This is a genomic window from Sphingomonas sp. ASY06-1R (assembly GCF_052180265.1).
Lineage (GTDB): Bacteria > Pseudomonadota > Alphaproteobacteria > Sphingomonadales > Sphingomonadaceae > Sphingomonas_I.
In genome coordinates this window covers 1,823,838-1,841,467 of the sequence record NZ_CP197464.1, presented here as the reverse complement: position 1 = coordinate 1,841,467, position 17,630 = coordinate 1,823,838, and the positions used below count along the sequence as shown (strand labels likewise).

General features: G+C 62.6%; 21 protein-coding genes and 1 tRNA gene. 9 read left to right on the top strand and 13 right to left on the bottom strand.

Annotated elements, in window-relative coordinates:
• The first annotated feature begins 291 nt into the window (after nucleotides 1–291).
• Nucleotides 292–729 (top strand): hypothetical protein, encoded by a 438-nt coding sequence (locus ACSBM8_RS08960; RefSeq protein WP_442681275.1) that lies wholly within the window; start codon nucleotides 292–294, stop codon nucleotides 727–729.
• A gap of 35 nt (nucleotides 730–764) precedes the next feature.
• Here ACSBM8_RS08960 and ACSBM8_RS08955 read toward each other — a convergent pair whose 3' ends face one another.
• Nucleotides 765–2,078, bottom strand: a complete 1,314-nt coding sequence (locus ACSBM8_RS08955) for a DNA recombination protein RmuC (RefSeq protein ID WP_442681274.1) — start codon at nucleotides 2,076–2,078, stop codon at nucleotides 765–767.
• Nucleotides 2,079–2,245: 167 nt separating this feature from the next.
• Between ACSBM8_RS08955 and ACSBM8_RS08950 the strand changes: the two genes are divergently transcribed.
• Nucleotides 2,246–2,638: a four-helix bundle copper-binding protein gene (locus tag ACSBM8_RS08950; protein ID WP_442681273.1), complete on the top strand. Its 393-nt coding sequence runs from the start codon at nucleotides 2,246–2,248 to the stop codon at nucleotides 2,636–2,638.
• 20 nt (nucleotides 2,639–2,658) lie between these two features.
• Here ACSBM8_RS08950 and ACSBM8_RS08945 read toward each other — a convergent pair whose 3' ends face one another.
• The 3 genes from ACSBM8_RS08945 to ACSBM8_RS08935 are packed head-to-tail and all read right to left on the bottom strand — an operon-like array spanning nucleotide 2,659 to nucleotide 5,338.
• Nucleotides 2,659–4,050 carry an ATP-binding protein gene (locus ACSBM8_RS08945; protein ID WP_442681272.1) on the bottom strand — a complete coding sequence of 464 codons (1,392 nt, stop codon included), beginning with the start codon at nucleotides 4,048–4,050 and terminating at the stop codon, nucleotides 2,659–2,661.
• Nucleotides 4,047–4,724: a response regulator transcription factor gene (locus tag ACSBM8_RS08940; protein WP_442681271.1), complete on the bottom strand. Its 678-nt coding sequence runs from the start codon at nucleotides 4,722–4,724 to the stop codon at nucleotides 4,047–4,049. Before ACSBM8_RS08940 ends, ACSBM8_RS08945 begins: the two co-directional genes overlap by 4 nt.
• A 17-nt stretch (nucleotides 4,725–4,741) precedes the next feature.
• A complete protein-coding gene (locus ACSBM8_RS08935) occupies nucleotides 4,742–5,338 on the bottom strand; it encodes a PepSY domain-containing protein (protein ID WP_442681270.1) in 597 nt (198 codons plus the stop codon).
• A gap of 112 nt (nucleotides 5,339–5,450) precedes the next feature.
• On the opposite strand from ACSBM8_RS08935, the gene ACSBM8_RS08930 reads away from it, so the two are divergent.
• Nucleotides 5,451–6,011 carry a phosphatase PAP2 family protein gene (locus tag ACSBM8_RS08930; protein ID WP_442681269.1) on the top strand — a complete coding sequence of 187 codons (561 nt, stop codon included), beginning with the start codon at nucleotides 5,451–5,453 and terminating at the stop codon, nucleotides 6,009–6,011.
• 22 nt (nucleotides 6,012–6,033) lie between these two features.
• Here ACSBM8_RS08930 and def read toward each other — a convergent pair whose 3' ends face one another.
• The 3 genes from def to recR form a co-directional block, all read right to left on the bottom strand.
• Nucleotides 6,034–6,567, bottom strand: coding sequence for a peptide deformylase (gene def, locus ACSBM8_RS08925; RefSeq protein ID WP_442681268.1), 534 nt, complete (start codon nucleotides 6,565–6,567; stop codon nucleotides 6,034–6,036).
• Between the two features lie 9 nt (nucleotides 6,568–6,576).
• Nucleotides 6,577–6,951 carry a VOC family protein gene (locus ACSBM8_RS08920; RefSeq protein ID WP_442681267.1) on the bottom strand — a complete coding sequence of 125 codons (375 nt, stop codon included), beginning with the start codon at nucleotides 6,949–6,951 and terminating at the stop codon, nucleotides 6,577–6,579.
• 68 nt (nucleotides 6,952–7,019) lie between these two features.
• Nucleotides 7,020–7,616, bottom strand: coding sequence for a recombination mediator RecR (recR, locus tag ACSBM8_RS08915; RefSeq protein WP_442681266.1), 597 nt, complete (start codon nucleotides 7,614–7,616; stop codon nucleotides 7,020–7,022).
• Nucleotides 7,617–7,731: 115 nt separating this feature from the next.
• On the opposite strand from recR, the gene fmt reads away from it, so the two are divergent.
• The 3 genes from fmt to ACSBM8_RS08900 all read left to right on the top strand — a co-directional run bounded on the left by fmt (nucleotide 7,732) and on the right by ACSBM8_RS08900 (nucleotide 10,538).
• On the top strand, nucleotides 7,732–8,634 hold the full coding sequence (gene fmt, locus ACSBM8_RS08910; protein WP_442681265.1) for a methionyl-tRNA formyltransferase: 903 nt from the start codon (nucleotides 7,732–7,734) through the stop codon (nucleotides 8,632–8,634).
• Complete coding sequence (truA, locus tag ACSBM8_RS08905) at nucleotides 8,631–9,386, top strand: tRNA pseudouridine(38-40) synthase TruA (RefSeq protein WP_442681264.1); 756 nt, start codon at nucleotides 8,631–8,633, stop codon at nucleotides 9,384–9,386. Before fmt ends, truA begins: the two co-directional genes overlap by 4 nt.
• Before the next feature lie 216 nt (nucleotides 9,387–9,602).
• Nucleotides 9,603–10,538: a hypothetical protein gene (locus ACSBM8_RS08900; protein ID WP_442681263.1), complete on the top strand. Its 936-nt coding sequence runs from the start codon at nucleotides 9,603–9,605 to the stop codon at nucleotides 10,536–10,538.
• A 193-nt stretch (nucleotides 10,539–10,731) separates the two neighbouring features.
• Here ACSBM8_RS08900 and trxB read toward each other — a convergent pair whose 3' ends face one another.
• Together trxB and ACSBM8_RS08890 are read right to left on the bottom strand one after the other, a co-directional pair.
• Complete coding sequence (trxB, locus tag ACSBM8_RS08895; RefSeq protein ID WP_442681262.1) at nucleotides 10,732–11,712, bottom strand: thioredoxin-disulfide reductase; 981 nt, start codon at nucleotides 11,710–11,712, stop codon at nucleotides 10,732–10,734.
• 123 nt (nucleotides 11,713–11,835) lie between these two features.
• Nucleotides 11,836–11,912: transfer RNA gene (locus ACSBM8_RS08890), tRNA-Met, on the bottom strand.
• Nucleotides 11,913–12,044: 132 nt separating this feature from the next.
• On the opposite strand from ACSBM8_RS08890, the gene ACSBM8_RS08885 reads away from it, so the two are divergent.
• Nucleotides 12,045–12,452 carry a DUF3775 domain-containing protein gene (locus ACSBM8_RS08885; RefSeq protein WP_442681261.1) on the top strand — a complete coding sequence of 136 codons (408 nt, stop codon included), beginning with the start codon at nucleotides 12,045–12,047 and terminating at the stop codon, nucleotides 12,450–12,452.
• 7 nt (nucleotides 12,453–12,459) lie between these two features.
• Here the strand turns inward: ACSBM8_RS08885 and ACSBM8_RS08880 are convergent, their stop codons facing one another.
• The 4 genes from ACSBM8_RS08880 to ACSBM8_RS08865 are packed head-to-tail and all read right to left on the bottom strand — an operon-like array spanning nucleotide 12,460 to nucleotide 16,084.
• Nucleotides 12,460–12,972 (bottom strand): 2'-5' RNA ligase family protein, encoded by a 513-nt coding sequence (locus ACSBM8_RS08880; RefSeq protein ID WP_442681260.1) that lies wholly within the window; start codon nucleotides 12,970–12,972, stop codon nucleotides 12,460–12,462.
• Complete coding sequence (locus ACSBM8_RS08875; protein WP_442681259.1) at nucleotides 12,962–13,549, bottom strand: PRC-barrel domain-containing protein; 588 nt, start codon at nucleotides 13,547–13,549, stop codon at nucleotides 12,962–12,964. The genes ACSBM8_RS08880 and ACSBM8_RS08875 overlap by 11 nt, the downstream gene beginning before the upstream one ends.
• 2 nt (nucleotides 13,550–13,551) lie before the next feature.
• Nucleotides 13,552–14,127, bottom strand: a complete 576-nt coding sequence (locus tag ACSBM8_RS08870; protein WP_442681258.1) for an NTP transferase domain-containing protein — start codon at nucleotides 14,125–14,127, stop codon at nucleotides 13,552–13,554.
• 7 nt (nucleotides 14,128–14,134) lie between these two features.
• A complete protein-coding gene (locus ACSBM8_RS08865) occupies nucleotides 14,135–16,084 on the bottom strand; it encodes a potassium transporter Kup (protein WP_442681257.1) in 1,950 nt (649 codons plus the stop codon).
• Between the two features lie 165 nt (nucleotides 16,085–16,249).
• Here ACSBM8_RS08865 and ald point away from each other — a divergent pair, with 165 nt between their 5' ends.
• Both ald and ACSBM8_RS08855 read left to right on the top strand, forming a co-directional pair.
• Nucleotides 16,250–17,344, top strand: coding sequence for an alanine dehydrogenase (gene ald / locus ACSBM8_RS08860; RefSeq protein WP_442681256.1), 1,095 nt, complete (start codon nucleotides 16,250–16,252; stop codon nucleotides 17,342–17,344).
• Nucleotides 17,345–17,399: 55 nt separating this feature from the next.
• The gene (locus tag ACSBM8_RS08855; RefSeq protein WP_442681538.1) at nucleotides 17,400–17,612 is read left to right on the top strand and encodes a DUF3072 domain-containing protein; all 213 of its coding nucleotides are present in this window, start codon (nucleotides 17,400–17,402) and stop codon (nucleotides 17,610–17,612) included.
• Nucleotides 17,613–17,630: the final 18 nt, after the last annotated feature.

Below are 17,630 nucleotides of genomic sequence, written 5' to 3'. Positions count from 1 at the left end.
TTCAGATCGCGGTTAGCACGCGCATATTGATGGCTTCGGAAAGCAACATCGGCCCGATCGCGTAAATGCGCTGCTCGCTGGTGAACAGCGCTGCATCGAGCGGGTTGGCGGTTCGCAGGTGCGTCAGCGTCCGTTGCGGAGGAAAAGCCCAGCACCGTAATCGCCATTATTACCTTAACACGGGCAAACACGCGTAACAGCCTCACTATCTCCTTGATAATATGCGCGACCCCTTGTCGGTAGCCATGCCGTTCGCCTCATCTCGAGACATGCAAAATACACAAATAACGAATGATAAAAACCGACCAGCAGGAAGGAAAATCTATGATTTATAGGAATGCCTTTGTGGTCGCGTCGCTCCTGTTGATCTCGTCTTGCCAACAAGGCGTCGAGCTAATCGTGCTTAAGAATGAAGCAGGCCCTATCATTATAAGAGCGCAAGCGACCGCCCGAGATTTTGAACCCTGCATTCAAACAGCCCGTATTTATGCAAAAAAGAATTACACGAATCCGCTGTGGGAATTGGCATATGCGCAGCCACCAAGATGTATCCAAAAGATTTCAGTAGGAATTCCGGAGCCCGGCTTCTTACAATTGTCCAATAAACCCATCCCTGCTGACGGCTCGTTTTGTCTAGAGGCGACTGGCCCGGGGTTTTCTACCCGAAACCAGTTTACGCTCGAAAAAGGGCGAATTATCGAAATTCGTTCGAATAGTTCTGATTGCTGACAGAACTCAGTTCCATCATCTTGATTCGGTACGGTTTAATCGGCCGCTTCGCGGTAATCTGGGCGGTCGGCGGTCGAGAGTTTTGCGAGCGGGCGCACCGCGGTTTCAATCATCGGCAGGGGTTCGATCGTCTTGCCCCCTGTCTCCACGCTGAGCGCCTCGAACCGCTTGGCCTGGGTCATCACCTGACTTTCGAGGCTCCCGACGAAATCATTATATGCGCCGGTCGCCTGGTTGAGGTTGCGACCGAGCTTTTCCACATGGCGCCCCATGGTTTGCAGTCGGGCGTAGAGATCCTTGCCCAGCCGCCCCACTTCCTCGGCCTGCTTGGCCAATCCTTCCTGCCGCCACATGCCGGCCATCACCTTGGCCAGCGCGAGCATGTTGATGGTCGATGCGATGATCACGCCACCGCGAAAGGCCTGCTCGATCAGGTCAGGGGCACGCTCTGCCGCCGCGGACAGGAAATGCTCGCCCGGGATGAACATGATCACGAAATCGGGAGATAGATCGAACTGCTTCCAATAGGATTTTCGTCCCAGATCCATGGCATAGGAGCGCATGGCGGCAGCATGTGCGAGCAGCAGCTCGCCGCGTCGCCCCTCGTCTTCCTCGTCAAAGGCCTGCTCGAATGCGGTCAGCGGGCACTTCACGTCGATGACGATGCAGCGGCCGCCCGGGAGCTTGATCACGCAATCCGGGCGCAGCTGGCGCTCGCCGTCCGAGATCGAGGTTTCCAGCTCGAAATCCACATTCTCGGCCAGCCCGGCCGATTCCAATATGGTGCGCAGCTGCTGTTCCCCCCAACGGCCGCGATGCTTGGGGCTGGAGCGCAACACATTGGTCAGGCGCGCAGTCTCTTTCCGCACGATATCATTGCCTTGCGCCAGGCTTGCGACAGCTTCCTTCAACGCTTCGTAACTGCCGACCCGATCCTTCTCGACCTTGGCCAAGCCTTCTTCATAGCGCTTCAATGTTGTTTCAACCGGGGTCAGCAAGGCTTTGAGTTGCGCGTCATTCTTTTCGCCAGCCTGGGCAAAACGCTGATCGGCGCGCTCCAGAAACTGGCGCTGCGCGTCCGCCAGCAATTTCGTGCCGACCTCATTGAATTGGGCGGCCAGCACTTCCTTGGCCTCGCGCAACTCGGTCAGCCGTGCTTCAAATGCATGGGCGCGCTCGCCCATCGCGGCGTGCTCCACCGCCAGATCGCGCAAAGCCGTGTCGCGCGCGACGATGACGTCCGCAAGCTGGGCACGCAGAGGGGCCAGTTCCGCCGCCTGCGCTTCTGCCTTCGCGGCTGCGCCGGCGCGGGCGAACCAGCCCACGGCGAGCCCCGCGAGCACTGCCACCAAACCGATTATCAGCCCTACACCCATATCTACTCACCTGGAACGAAATGTGAACCTAGTCCCACTTGGCGGATCGCTCAAGCGGCTTGATCGGCGCGGGCATGGGCTCTGGACGGAACGGGTCGCGCAGCGCAATGTTGGGAAGAGAACAAGTCGGGAGAGAGCCAATGTCCATTCGCAAAATGATCGCGTCGCACCCCTCCGCCGACGGCCATATCAACGAACCGCTGGCGGAGGCGGCCAAGCACGCAATGTATTGCGCCGTCATCGCCACCTCCTGCGCGGATGCCTGCTCGGCCGAAGAGATGGACATGCGTCAGTGCATCCGCGTCTGCATGGACGCTGCCGATGCCTGCACCGCGACGTCGCGCATGGCCGTCCGCCGCACCGGCAACAACGACCCCGCGCTGCGCGCCATGCTGGGTGCGTGCATCGATATCTGCACCTGGTGTGCCGAGGAGTGCGAGAAGCACGACCATGACCATTGCAAGAGGTGCGCCGAGATGTGCCGGGAATGTGTGCAGGATTGCCGGCGCGCTCTGGCGACGCTTGGGAACTGATGCGGCGGCGCGATCTGTCTTTAGGCTGACGCGCTCTCGCGCGGAAATGGTTGGGGCTTGTAGCGCGGGAGGATGATCTCCGCGCACAGGCCGGGATGAAGGTTTTTCAGGCGTAGCCCTTCGCCGTGCAAGGCGGCGATTGCGGCGACGAGGCTTAGCCCCAGGCCGATGCCGGGTACGCCCTCCGGTCCGGCTCGGAAAAAGCGTTCGGGCAATTTGTCGAGACAGGCGTCATCGACGCCCGGCCCATTGTCCGTCACGGCAATTGCGACGGTTGCGTCGCCACCGCGCGCGCTGATGGTGATCGCACATCCCGCCGGCACATATTTGATCGCATTGTCGAGCAGATTGGTGAGCGCCTGGAAGATGAGGTCGGGATCGCCGATCGCGTCGACATCCTCCTCGACGGCGATCGACAAGGCGACATCCTGCGCGTCCGCCAACGGCCGGTAGAATTCCGCCGCATCTTCGATCAGCGCGACCATAGGGACCCGCCGCATCGCCGGTGCGTGACGGGCCGCCTCGATCCTGGAAATGCGCAGGATCGCGGCGAAGATCGTCTCCATCCGGGCAATTTCGTGCAACGCCTCGTCGAGGATAGCCTGGGCCTGCTGCGGGGAGGCCGCTTCGGGCGCCGCTTCGAGCTTGCTACGCAGCCTGGTCAACGGCGTCCGGAGTTCGTGGGCCACGCTATCGGACACCCGCCGAACGGCGTCCATCGCGCCTTCGATCCGCGTCAGCATCAGGTTGAGCGTGTCCGCCAAGCGGTCGAAATCGTCGCCGCTACCCTGCAAGGGCACGCGTTGGGTCAAATCTCCGGCCATCACGTGGCGCGCGGTTGCACCGACGGCGTCAAGCCGGCGCGCGATGGCGCGGCTCATGAAGATGCCGCCCAGAAGGCCGAGCATGATCGCGCCGCCGATCAGCACCAGAGCGGTCGACTGGAGCGCCGCTTCGCGCTCGCTGATATTGCCGACATCGCGCCCGACGATCAGTCGTGCTCCGTCGGCAAATCGGCGATCGAGCGCGAGCGCTTCGAAATCGGTTTCGTCGCCGTCGACAAACAAATCCGCTTCCAGGCGCTGCCACCCGTCCCGCGCCGTTCGGGGCCAACTGGGTAAATTTGCGGTGATGACCCGACCGTCGCGATCGATGAAGGCGTGGAAGGCCTTACTGTGATCATGCACCCGATCGCGCGCGCGAAGGCGTGCGGTTAGCGCTGCCGCGCCATCGACAATATAGAGGTTCTGCAAATCGGCCGCTTCCCGCTGCACCACCAGCTCGCTGCGGTGCAGCGGCAACCAGATGGCGATGGCGTAATAGCCGGCGAACAGGACTAGCAGCGATCCCGTGAACAGGCCCGCGTAGAGACTAGCGAGCCGAAAGGAGAGGCTGAGGAATAGCCGCCTCACCGGCGCGACCGGATCACATATCCCGTGCCGCGTACTGTCTCGATCAACGGCCAGTCAGAATCCCGGTCCAGCTTTTGACGCAGCCGGCTGACATGCTGGTCGATGATATTGGTCTGTGGGTCGAAGGCATAATCCCACACATGCTCCAGGAGCATGGAGCGCGTCACGACGCGGTCCGCATTGCGGACGAGATATTCCAGGATGCGGAATTCGCGCTGGGTGAGTTCGATGCGACGGTTGTTGCGGGTGACGACGTGCCCCAGCAGATCGATCACGAGATCGCCGGCATGCAGTTCGGTCGTCTGCGCAATCTGCGGGACGCGGCGTGCGAGCACCTCGACCCGGGCGACGAGTTCCGAGAGCGCGAACGGCTTGGGCAGATAATCGTCGCTGCCGGCACGCAAGCCGCGAATACGTTCGTCGATATCGCCCAGCGCGCTCAGGATCATCACCGGCGTCGTATCGCCCGTGGCACGAATGGTCTGGAGGATCTTGAGACCGTCGATCTTCGGCAGCATGCGATCGAGCACGATCACATCATAGCGATCCGCCGCGGCCTTCAGCAGACCTTCACGCCCGTCGGTGGCCATTTCCACGATATGCCCCGCCTCGCGCAGGCCTTTGGCGACATGGCCAGCAACATCGGGGTCATCTTCGATCAGCAGGATATGCACCGGCGCACTATCGCAGCTTAGTCGCTTTCCGCCAACCGGAGGCGTTTTCCCGAGGCACCATCGATGCGCACCTTGCCGGCTCCGGCCGCGGTGACGAATTGCACCTCATACACGCCACGACCGCCCTCCACCGAAAACTCGACGTCTTTCACCTCACCGTGATTCCGCTCTTCCAGCTGTGCCAGCCGTCCAGCAAGCGGCACCGCGCGGGCGCCTTCACGCAGGCGCTGCGAATCGATCCAAGGCAGCACCCAGTTTTCCAGCCGCGGTCTGGACACCGCAACCAGCTTGCCGCTGCGACTGTCGACATAGGCGCGGTGCAACGTGGCATCGCGCACGAGATCGATCTCGTAGACGAGGCGCCCGTCGCGGCTCTGAAGATCCGCTTCGATCGCGCGAGCGGACAATTGGCTTTCAGCAACGCCGATGGCTTTGCTTAATCGGACGAGGCCATGCGCTGGCGTTTGCGCCTGCACGCCGGCAGCGGCTGCAAGCGCAACCGACATGCGTATCCAAGATCTCATCGGATAGCTCCCACCAACGCGATCGGGCCGGCCAATGCGCCGCCCTGACATGGACTTAGTAAGCCCATGCAGTGCCGCCAATGTATTCATATCATTTGATTTTTGCCACGTTCGACGATCGCTCTTTCGTCCACCGTGAATGTCCGGCAGATCAGGCCGCCTGAAACCGATTGCACAGATAGACTTGGGTGAGGATCGAACGATGCCGCTTTACCGGGCCAGAATAATAGCCGCTTCCGCCCGTGCTTTGGGCGCGGCGTCGATCCTGCTGGCATCGCCGGCAATGGCGGGAACGCACGGCTGGGGACAAGCAAGCGATATCGGGCGGGATATCTTGTTGGGTGCAGCCTTGGGCGTGCCGGCGGTTCAGGGGGATTGGTCAGGAAGCTTGCAAGCTGGGGGGAGCGTGCTGCTGGCAGGCGGCGCGGCCTATGGCCTTAAACGGCTATTCCCCGAGCAGCGGCCGGATCGCAGCGACCGCAAGAGTTTCCCCTCCGGCCACAGTTCGGAAGCCTTTGCCGCCGCGGCAAGCCTTGAGAACCGCTATGGCTGGAAAGCGGGATTGCCGGCCTTCGCGGTAGCCAGTTTCGTCGCGACGGCCCGGGTCGAGGCCCGCAAACATCACTGGTACGATGTCGTTGCCGGCGCCGCGATCGGAACCGGCAGCGGGTTCCTGCTGACATCCCGGCGTAATCAGAATGTCCGCCTTGTTCCGTGGGGCGACAGCAAGGCCGGCGGGATAAGCCTGACCGCCCGCTTCTAAGACGATAGTCCGATGCGCGGGCTCAGGCGGCTTTGCTCTGCCGCCGGGCTTTTTCCAGCTTCTTGAGCACCATTTCCCGCTTCAGGCGCGACAGATGGTCGATGAACAAAATGCCCTCCAGATGGTCCATCTCATGCTGGAGGCAGGTCGCCAACATTCCCTCGATCAGCTCGTCATGCTGGACGCCATTCTCGTCGAGCCATTTCGCCCGGATCGCAGAAGGGCGCTCTACTTCGGCAAACTGATCCGGGACAGACAAGCAGCCCTCATTATAGACATTCTGATCCGCCGAGGGATCCGACAGCTCGGGATTGACGAAGACCAGCGGTTTGCGGATTGCTTGGCCGTCCGGGCCCTCTTCCTCCTGCAAGTCGATCACCAAGACGCGCTTCGGAACACCGATCTGGATGGCGGCAAGGCCAATCCCGGGGGCGTCATACATCGTCTCGAACATGTCCGCGATCAGCACGCGCAGATCGTCATCCACCCCATCGACCGGAGTGGATTTAACGCGCAGCCGGGGATCCGGCGCCTCGATGATCGGACGAATAGCCATGGCCCTAAGTTAAGCCTCGTCGGCTTCCGCTTCAAGCGCGGGTTGCCATAGCTCGATCGGATTGCTCTCAGGATCATGGATCCGGGCAAACCGGCCGACACCCGGCATATCCCATTCAGGCTTCGTGATTACCTCAATCTCCGCAGCCCGCAAGCTTGCGATCAGGCCGTCCAGATCGTCCACGCGGAGGTTGAGCATCCACTGCTTGTCGGCACTGAAATAGTCGGTGTCTGCCTTGAATGGGCTGAAGATCGATGTCCCGGCCTGTGCCTGCCACGCGCCATAATCTCCTGCGCCGACACCGAGATGCGTTGCATACCATCGTGCAAGCCCGTCGGGATCCTGCGCGCGGAAAAAGAAACCACCGATCCCGGTAACGCCCATCTGCCTTGCCCCCCGTCATCCAGCGAAGGCTGGAATCGCAGTCGCTTTATCCCAAATCAGGCCGCAGATTAAGTCACCGGACGGCGCGCGCGTAGCGCCTGGGCCAAAGTCCCTTCGTCGAGATAATCCAGCTCGCCGCCGACCGGCAGGCCGTGCGCGAGCTGCGTGACGCGCACGGGGAAGCGCTCGATCCGCTCCGCGATATAATGGGCGGTCGTCTGCCCCTCCAACGTCGCATTCATCGCGAGCACGACTTCGTCGATGCCGCCGCGCTCGATCCGCCCGACCAGCTGATCGATCGTCAGATCCTCCGGCCGCACGCCTTCCAGCGCCGCCAGCCGGCCGCCGAGCACGTGAAAGCGGCCCGGGAAGAGCCGCGTACGATCGAGCGCCCACAGGTCCGCCACCTCTTCCACCACGCACAGCATCCGCGGATCGCGCCGTGGGTCGGCGCAGATTGCGCAGGGATCGGTCGTGTCGACATTACCGCAGGTGGAGCAGCTCGCCAGTTTCTCGCTGACCGCCTGGAGCGCGCGCTGCAGCGGGCCGAGCGCGGCCTCCCGCTTCTTCAGCAGGTGCAGCACCGCCCGCCGCGCCGAACGCGGGCCCAGACCCGGCAGACGCGCCAGCGCCTGCGTCAGCGCATCGATTTCAGGAGAAGCCATCGCAAGAACAAATAGGGGCTCTACCGCCCTTCGTCACCCTGAACTTGCGAGGAGCAACGCAAGACCGGCACGACGAAGGTGGAAAGTGGCCCGGCTTTGTGGTGAAGCCCCGCGCATGCGCATCATCTTCATGGGAACGCCCGATTTCGCGGTGCCGGCGCTCGACGCGTTGCATGCCGCCGGTCATCACATCGCCGCCGTTTACACCCAGCCGCCCCGCCCCGCCGGCCGCGGCAAGGCCGAGCGGCCCTCCCCGGTCCAGCTTCGCGCCGAAGCGCTCGGGATTCCGGTCCGCTCGCCCAAATCGTTGCGCAACGCAGAGGCGCAGGCGGACTTCGCCGCGCTGGAGCCGGACGTCGCCATTGTCGCCGCTTACGGCCTGATCCTGCCGCAGGAGATACTCGACATCCCGGTCTGGGATTGCCTCAACGTCCATGCCTCGCTGCTGCCACGCTGGCGTGGGGCGGCGCCTATCCAACGTGCCATCCTGGCCGGCGACGCGGAGACAGGCGTGACCATCATGGCGATGGAAGCCGGCCTGGACACGGGCGACATGCTGGCCGTGGAGAAGACCGCCATTGGCCAAAAGGATGCGGGCATGCTCACGGCCGAGCTCGCCAAGACAGGCGCCACGATGATGGTCGAGGTGCTCGCTGATCCCGGTGCCTACCCCGCCCAGCCGCAGCCGGAGGCGGGCGTTACCTATGCCGCGAAGATCGACAAAGCGGAGGCGAGGATCGACTTCACGGCCCCCGCCCTTCAGATCGAACGGCAGATCCGCGCTTTCGCGCCGACGCCTGGCGCCTGGTTCGAACATGCGGGCGAGCGAATCCGCATCCTATCCGCCGAGGTCGCCAATGCTGCGGCTGACCCGGGCACGGTCTCCGAAGGTCTGGTCATTGCATGCGGCGATGGCGCAATCCGCCCGCTGCGCGTCCAACGCGCCGGCCGCGGCGTGATGACGGCGGAGGAATTACTGCGCGGCTTCGCAATCCCGGCAGGCACCGTCCTGGCATGACGCGGTTCCGCCTCACGGTGGAATTTGATGGCCGCCCGTTTATGGGCTGGCAGCGTCAGGCGCATGGCCCTTCGGTCCAGCAGGCGATCGAGGAGGCCGCCGCCAGAGCCACCGGTGAGGCGCCGATCCTGTTCGCCGCCGGCCGTACCGATGCAGGGGTGCACGCATTGGCGATGGCCGCACACGTCGATATCGCCAAGCCTCTCACGCCTTTTCGCCTGATGGAAGCGCTGAACGGCCTGCTCAAGCCGCAGCCGATCGCCATCCTGGCCTGTGATATTGTGCCCGAGGATTGGCACGCCCGCTTCTCGTGCATCGGCCGCGATTATGTCTATCGCATCGCCAACCGCCGCCCGCCGCTCACGCTGGAAGCAGGCCGCGCCTGGCGTATCGCCTGTCCGCTGAATGTAGACGCGATGCACGAGGCCGCGCAGCACCTGGTCGGCCTTCATGACTTCACTACCTTCCGCTCGGCCCACTGCCAGGCGGAAAGCCCGGTCAAGACGCTCGACCGTCTCGATGTGCACCGTGACGGCGCGCACGTGCTCATCGAGGCCTCCGCCCGATCGTTCCTTCATCACCAGGTTCGTTCGATGGTCGGGTGCTTAGGCCTCGTCGGCCAAGGTCAGTGGAGCGTGGATGACATGAGGCAAGCGCTGGAAGCCCGCGACCGTGCCGCACTTGGGTTCAACGCGCCTGCGGACGGACTGTATTTCGTGGGCGCGCGATATACGCCGGCCCGGTCTGAGTAGCTGCATATAGCGCGACCGGCGACGTAGATGAAGGAATGTCCGTCTTCGCAATTCAAACGTTCGCTTTTTGTTCTTGACCTTTTCAAAATATTGTGCGACAAAAAGACACCGTCGCGAGCACGAGCGGCCGGTATTTCCTGTAATCATTATGCGCTGGGTCGGTGGTCTCATCAGGTGAGCAGCCGGCGCATCCGCATGCCGTTGATGGGAGTGACTATGAAGCTGAATGGGGGCAACGACAAAATCGGGGGAAAGTTTTCTGCCAATGAGAACCAGCAAAAAGTGGGCAAAAGGGCCGGCGGATTACTTGCGCGGTTTGGCGAAATAGGCGGGCCAGTTCCATGGCGGGGAGTGACCAATCCGGGAGGTCAACTCAATCGAGATATCACAGTAGGACGCCCCAATTTAGGCGGGTTGCCAATACAAAGCGCTTACCTCCTCGCGCAGCCGATCCGCGAACACGTCAAGCCCTTCCAACGCGCTTCGGCGGCGCAGCGAGCGGAAGATTATCAAAATCGAAATACACAAGCACGGGCGGCTCCGCGCGACCGGCGCAGTTTCGATATTGCAGGCAGATTCCACGATTTCCAAGCTGGACCCAAAATAGCACGGCCGAACCTCGCGGAGGAATTCATACCTGTAATAGGACCAGCATGGGACGCAGTAGCTGACCTTCAGGAAGGAAATTATGGGTCGGCAGCATTCAATGCGGCGATGGCCGTATCGGACGTTACTCCTATCGGATTTGGTATCAAGGCAGTGAGAGGCGCCTCGAAAATTACCAGAGCATTAAAGACTTCGCTTCCCAAGGCATATGCCGTCCAGCGGAAAATTCATAAGCTGGGATTAGCATCACGTCTCGAAGACGTTCATCACGTATTTGAGCTGAACGGCATTGCTCGCAATGTAAAACATTGGAAGAATAACCCAATATTTTTAAAGGTTTTACCCCGACAAACTCACCAAAGACTCCACCATCGTGTTGGCGACATGCCGCAATTTGGCCCTGCCCGTCGCCTTTGGTATGGCACCACGGATTGGATGAAGGCTGGCGCCGCGGGCATCGCTGGTGATGTCGCTGACACCATAGAGAATTTCGCTGACAGATTTCAGGTAGGCAATAAGCCGATACCGCCAGTTCAACGTCGCTAAACGGATCGAATCGTTCGAGATCCATGCAGAACGCATCAAGTGATGAATTACAGATTGCGTGTAAGATTTCGCGCCGACAGCATGTCGAGATCTGAGTTCCAGAACCTTAAACGATGATGCCGATTAGATTCGAAGTCCCGTATCCCACATGCTGGAATGCGGGACTCCGATTAACCAGCGCAATTACAAAGTGCTACTCCGCCGCGACGGCCTCCTTGACGTCTTCGGCGACCGGGAAATCCTGCTCCTGCAGGTACCGCTCCGCGTCGAGCGCGGCCATGCAGCCGGTGCCCGCGGCGGTGATCGCCTGGCGGTAATGTTTGTCCATCACGTCGCCGCACGCGAAGACGCCCGGGATGTTGGTCTTGGCGGTGCCCGGCGTGACCTTGATATAGCCGTCATCCAGCTCGAGCTGGCCGGCAAACATCTCGGTCGCGGGATGATGGCCGATCGCCACGAAACCACCATCCACCTCGAGCATCGACGTTTCGCCGTTCTTCGTGTCCTTCAACTCGATCGCGACGAGCCCGCTTTCATGATCGCCGACGAAGCGGACCACTTCCTTGTTCCACAGCGGGTGGATGCCATGGTGCGCGAACAGCCGATCCTGCAGGATTTTTTCCGCCCGCAGCGAATCGCGGCGATGGATCAGTGTCACGTCATGACTATGGTTGGTCATGTAGAGTGCCTCTTCGACCGCCGTATTGCCGCCGCCGATCACCGCCACCTTCTTCCCACGGTAAAAGAAACCGTCGCAGGTCGCGCAGGCGGAAACCCCACGCCCGCCCAGCTCCTGCTCGCCGGGCACGCCCAGCCACTTGGCCTGCGCCCCGGTGGCGATTACGAGCGTGTCGCACACGTATAAGGCGCCGCCATCGCCGGTCAGCCGGAAGGGCCGCTGCGACAGATCGACCTCAACGATCGTATCCCACATCATCTGGGCGCCGACATGCTCGGCCTGCGCCTGCATCTCTTCCATCAGCCATGGGCCCTGGATCACCTCGCGGAAGCCCGGATAATTTTCGACGTCGGTCGTGATGGTCAATTGGCCGCCTGGCTGAATGCCCTGCACCACGATCGGCGCCAGGCCTGCACGCGCACCGTAGATGGCGGCGGAAAGACCGGCCGGGCCGGAACCCAGAATCAGCATGCGGGTGGAATGTACGGCGGTCATCGAAGCCCTCTACTATGTCGATGATCAGATAGGGCCTGGGGTGGTCACTTATCAACCCGAGCCGGGTGCGCCACTGTCACCCTTGCCGCCGGAACGGGCGGAAACGGACCAGGTCCGTCGCGCTGGTAGCGGAGGAGGGACTTGAACCCCCGACCCCAGGATTATGATTCCCGTGCTCTAACCAGCTGAGCTACTCCGCCATGCGGTGCTCCAGCGCGAGGCGCGCCTATAGCAGCGCGCTTTCGCGGGTCAACCACAGGGTTGATCGGCACAGCAAGGAACCTGAGCCGCCGCGCCACGTTCGCGACCTTGAATTAGGGAGGTTAGGTTCGATGGACCTGTTGACGCCGCTGGAAACGATCTGCCGTCTGATCATTCGGGCTCGCGAGCTTGAGGCGCAGGTGCCGTCGATCGAGAATGATGACGAGCTGGATCCGACCGATTCGGACGATGAATTCGCCGTCCTGGAAGACGAAGCCAATGAGGCGATCGAGGAAGAGATGGTCGCGTTGCTCGACGATCTCGGCGACGATCAGCTCCAGGAGCTGCTGGCCCTGGCCTGGGTCGGCCGTGGCACCTACGATGCGACCGAGTGGACCGATGCGCTTGAGGCAGCGGCCGATGCCGATTCGGAGGATCCGGTCGAGCAGCTGCTCGATATGCCTACGCTTGCGGCCTATCTGGATGCGGGCTTGGCGGCATTCGATCTCAACTGCGAGGGCATCGGTCAGATCGACTGAGATCCGATCAGCCGCGAAATTTATGGCGCGACAGCGGTTCCCACGGGCCGCCGCGGTAGCGCCATACCGCCAATCCCTCGATCTTCACCGGCCGACTGACGAACCCGCTGTCCAGCGCCGCATGAAGCGCCTTTGCTTCATGCGGCAGAACCTTGTTCTGGATCGTGACGTGCGGCCGCCAGCCAGCGGCATCCTGCGGCGTGAGCAGCCCGGCGAACGCCTCCGCCAGCTCCCCGCGGATCGCGCTCAGGGCCGGCGAATTTATTCGGATGGCCACGCCGCGTCCAAGGTTCATCAGGCCGATCGCATCGGCCGCAGGTGGTGCACCCAGGGCCGCCTCGCTCAAGCGTTGCCTCAGCTCCGCCTCGATGCTTGGCGGCAAATGGTGGAACAAGGTGAGGTGTGCGGCGAGCTGATTGCGCTCGGGCGGAAAGTGAGCGCGCCGAAGACCGTCCAGCCAGCCAAAATCCGACGCGCCGAATAAGGCCGAGACAATCAGGGGCGCGCTATCACCCGACACCGGCCGCCGCCGCCGTCGCCGGCCAGGCTCCGGCCGAAAGCTCCGGACGGCCGGTCAGTTTCGCACGGCTAAGCTGGGTCGTTATGCCATCTTCGTGCATCGTGACCTCCCCCCAGCCGAGCGCGTGCAGACGTTCCCCTACCCCGCCGACGCCGCCCTCGCTCACCACAATATAGCTGATGCCCCCGCCATTGCAGGCGGCCATTGCATCGACCGCGGTAGCGATCACCTCACCATCGCGGTCTCGGACGGGCATGCCTTCGATCTTGGTCAATGCGAACAGGGTTGGCGCCGCCGTCGCCGCGCTGCCGGCGATCGCGGCACTCGCCCCGGCATCGTACCGCGCCTTGCGGCCCAGCCAGCGCCATACGCCCACCACGTCCACGATTAAGAGAAAGGCGTTGCTCAGCAGCAAATTCTGCTGGCCGGTGCCGAAGCCGACGATGACCCAGGCGACGGCGCCGATCGAGAAGACGACGAAGCCCCAGCCGGTGACCCGCGTGCCCAGATTGGCCGCCGTCATGATCGCCGCGATCATCGTCGCGGCAGGCGCAACCCATCCGGCCAACGCAAGCATGCCTATCTCCCTGTTATTAAAGCCTCCTTGCAACGCGGCGGGACGCCACGCGATCCGTGATATCGCACATGCCGCAGCATCGCCCTCGTATCGACGTCGAGGATATTGCCGGAAAAGCCGCGCACCATCGCCGTCCGCAACTTGCCCGCTAGCCCGCTGTCACCGGACGCCAGCGCGCGGCGGGCAGCGCACGTGCGCACCAGCATGGGATGCCCCGGCAGGCCGGCATGGCTGGGGCGCACCGCATCGATGCCTGGTCTCAGACGCATCGCCGGGGCGCTCGCGAGGGGCATGTCGCCCAGAAAGATGAGCGCTTCGCGATCGATCGGGCGCAGCGCCTTCAGCCCCGCCGACAGGCTGAAGGACAGGCCGTTCTGCGCATTGGCGATCCGAACCTTCCGCACGCCGCGTGCATCAGTGGGACGCGACACCACGACGATGATCGAACGTGCCCCCGATTCGCGCGCACGGGCGATGGCATGATCCAGCAGCGGCCGGCCGCGCAGTCGGGTTCGGAGCTTATCCTGCCGCCCGAAACGCCGCGATGCGCCGGCCGCGAGAATGATCGCGGCACGCATCGAGCAATCAGATCTCGACCTGACTGCCGAGCTCGACCACGCGGTTCGTCGGCAGACGGAAGAATTCCATCGCGCTTTCCGCGTTGCGGAGCATCCAGGCGAACAGCTTTTCCCGCCAGATCGCCATGCCGGGCCGGGAGGACGCGATCAGCGTCTGGCGCGCCAGGAAGAAGCTGGTGTCCATCATCTTGAACTTCGCGCCGCAATCGGTGGCGAGCGCCAGAGCGGCGGGCACATCCGGCTCCTCCATGAAGCCATAGCGCACCACCAGCCGGTAGAAGCCTGCGTCGAGATCCTCGAACCAGATACGCTTGATCGGGTTCACATAGGGCACGTCTTCGATCTTGACCGTCAGCAGGATGACCCGCTCGTGCAGCACCTTGTTATGCTTCAAATTGTGCAGCAGCGCGTGGGGCACACCGCCCGCGCTCGACGTCATAAACACCGCCGTGCCCGGCACACGCGTCGCGGAATTGACGGCTGAGCGGACGAATACCGGGACCGGGATTGCGGCCTCGCGCATCCGCTCGATCATCAGGCTGCGGCCCCGCGCCCAGGTCGTCAGAAGCGTGAAGATGATGAAGCCCATCAGCAGCGGGAACCAGCCCCCGTCGGGCACCTTCGTCATGTTCGCGGCGAAATAAGCGCCATCCACCAGGAAGAAGGCCGCCACCGCCAGACCGGCCAGCACCTTGTTCCACTTCCACAGATTGAACAGCACGACGGCGATAAGGCAGGTATCGATCAGCATAGCCCCGCTGACCGCGATGCCATAGGCCGCCGCGAGGTTGGACGAGGTGCGGAAGAACAGCACCAGCAGCATGACCATGATCATCAACGCCCAATTCACCGCCGGGATGTAGATCTGGCCGGCCGAGCTTGCGCTGGTATGTTCGATCCGGAGCCGCGGCATGAAGCCGAGCTGGATCGCCTGCTGCGTCACCGAAAAAGCGCCCGAAATGACGGCCTGGGAGGCGATGACGGTCGCCATCGTCGCCAGGATCACCAGGGGCAAGCGCACATTTTCCGGCGCCATCAGGAAGAAGGGATTGTGGACAATGACCGCGAGCTCCTGCGGCGTGGCCGACAAGAACATCGCCCCCTGCCCCAGATAGTTCAGCATGAGCGCGGGCAGGACGAAGACGAGCCAGGACAGGCCGATCGGTCGACGCCCAAAATGCCCCATATCGGCATACAGCGCCTCGGCGCCCGTCACGGCCAGCACGACCGAGCCCATCGCCAGAAAGGCGCGTATGCCGTCATCCAGAAAGAAGCGAAATGCGTGATAGGGGTTGAGCGCCGCGAACACTTCCGGCGCGGCGACGATGTTCACGACGCCCAAGACCGCGAGCACGACGAAATAGACCATCATGATCGGTCCGAACAGCAGGCCCACCTTGCCCACGCCGCGCGACTGGATCGCGAACAGACCGACCAGGATCCCGACGGCGATGGGAATGACGAAACTGCCGAAATTATGATTGACGACGGCCAGACCTTCGACCGCGGTCAGCACCGACATGGCCGGCGTGATCATGCTGTCGCCATAGAATAACGCGGTGGCGAACACGCCCAGCAGGACCAGGCCCTTGGTCCAGCGCGCCTTGGTGGAGCCCGAGCGGGAGATCAGCGCCAGCAGCGCCAGGCTGCCGCCCTCCCCCTTATTGTCCGCGCGCATGATGATGGCGACATATTTGATCGTCACCACGATCATCATCGACCAGAAGATCAGGCTGAGCACGCCCAGCACATTGGCGTCGCTCGCCTCCAGCGTGTGATGGCCGGCGAAGGTCTCGCGAAAGGCGTAAAGCGGGCTGGTGCCGATGTCGCCGAACACGACGCCGACAGCCCCCAGGGCCAGCCGCGCGAGCCCCTGATGACCATGTCCGTGCGAGCCTGCCGTCAGCGGCGGCTCGAGCGGATCAGCATTTTCTTGAACGGCGATGCCGGATGTCATCGAAGCGAGGAAACCTCAAGTAAAGGCGACTGCCTGATCTTAAACGCCGGGTTCCTCTCCGGTAGCAGCGGCGGGCGGATAGCACTTCGCGTATCCCCCCGCAACGGGCGACAGGAGCATCCCGCACGGTTATGCGTTGCCGATCCAAATTCCAGGAGATGATGCATGCGCATTGGCGTGCCGAAAGAGATCAAGAATCACGAATATCGCGTCGGCCTCACCCCGCCGTCGGTGGCAGAGTTGGTGGGCGCTGGACATCAAGTGGTGGTGGAGACGGGCGCCGGCAAGGGGATCGACTTCGAAGACACCGATTATGTCGAGGCGGGAGCGTCAATCCTGCCGGATGCGGACGCCGTCTTTGCCCAGGCCGAGATGATCGTGAAGGTGAAGGAACCGCAGCCGATCGAAATCGCGCGGCTGCGTCCCGACCATCTGCTCTTCACTTACCTTCATCTTGCGGCCGACAAGCCCCAGGCGGAGGGACTCATGAAGTCCGGTGCGACCTGCATCGCCTATGAAACCGTAACGGCACGGGACGGATCGCTTCCGCTGCTGAAGCCCATGTCGGAAGTCGCCGGTCGTATGGCGGTGCAGGTCGGCGCGCATTATCTGGAGAAAGAACAAGGGGGCCGCGGTGTCCTGCTGGGCGGCGTGCCGGGGGTAGCCCCGGCCCGCGTGGCGATCCTGGGCGGGGGCGTCGCGGGTGTGAACGCCGCGCAGATGGCGGTCGGCATGCGGGCCGACGTTACCATCTACGACATATCCAATGCGCGCCTGGCCGAACTGGACATGTTCTTTTCCAACCAGATCAAGACGGCCTATGCCTCGCGCGCCGCGATCGCTGCCGCCGTATCCCGCGCACACCTTGTGATCGGTGCCGTCCTCATCCCGGGCGCGGCCGCACCAAAATTGGTCACGCGGGACATGCTGAAAACCATGAAGCGCGGCAGCGTTCTGGTCGATATCGCGATCGATCAGGGCGGTTGCTTCGAAACGAGCCACGCCACCACCCACGACAATCCCGTATTCGAGGTGGATGGCATCATTCACTATTGCGTCGCCAATATGCCGGGCGCGGTGGCGCGAACCTCTGCCTTCGCACTCAACAATGCGACCCTGCCCTTTGCGCTGCGGCTTGCCGACCTTGGTGCAGAGGCAGCCCTGGCGGCCGACCCCCATCTTGCTAACGGGCTGAATGTCTCCGGCGGGAAAATCCGGCATGCAGCCGTGGCGCAGGCGCTTGATCTGCCATTGAATTAGGTGAATGGAACATGTCGGGAACATCATGCGTTTCCAACAGCTAAGGAGACGCATGATGATCGACAATCCGAAGACCCACCCCACATCCAACGCCGAAAAGGATCCGGACGACTGGACGACCGGTGACGAGCCCATGACGGGGGCGCAAGCGTCCTATTTGAAGACGCTCAGCGAAGAAGCCCATGAGCCTTTCGAAGAAGAGTTGAGCAAGGCGGAAGCGTCCAAGCGCATCGACGCCTTGCAAGAGGAGACTGGACGCGGCCGCTAGGCCGCGTCATTCTTGTAC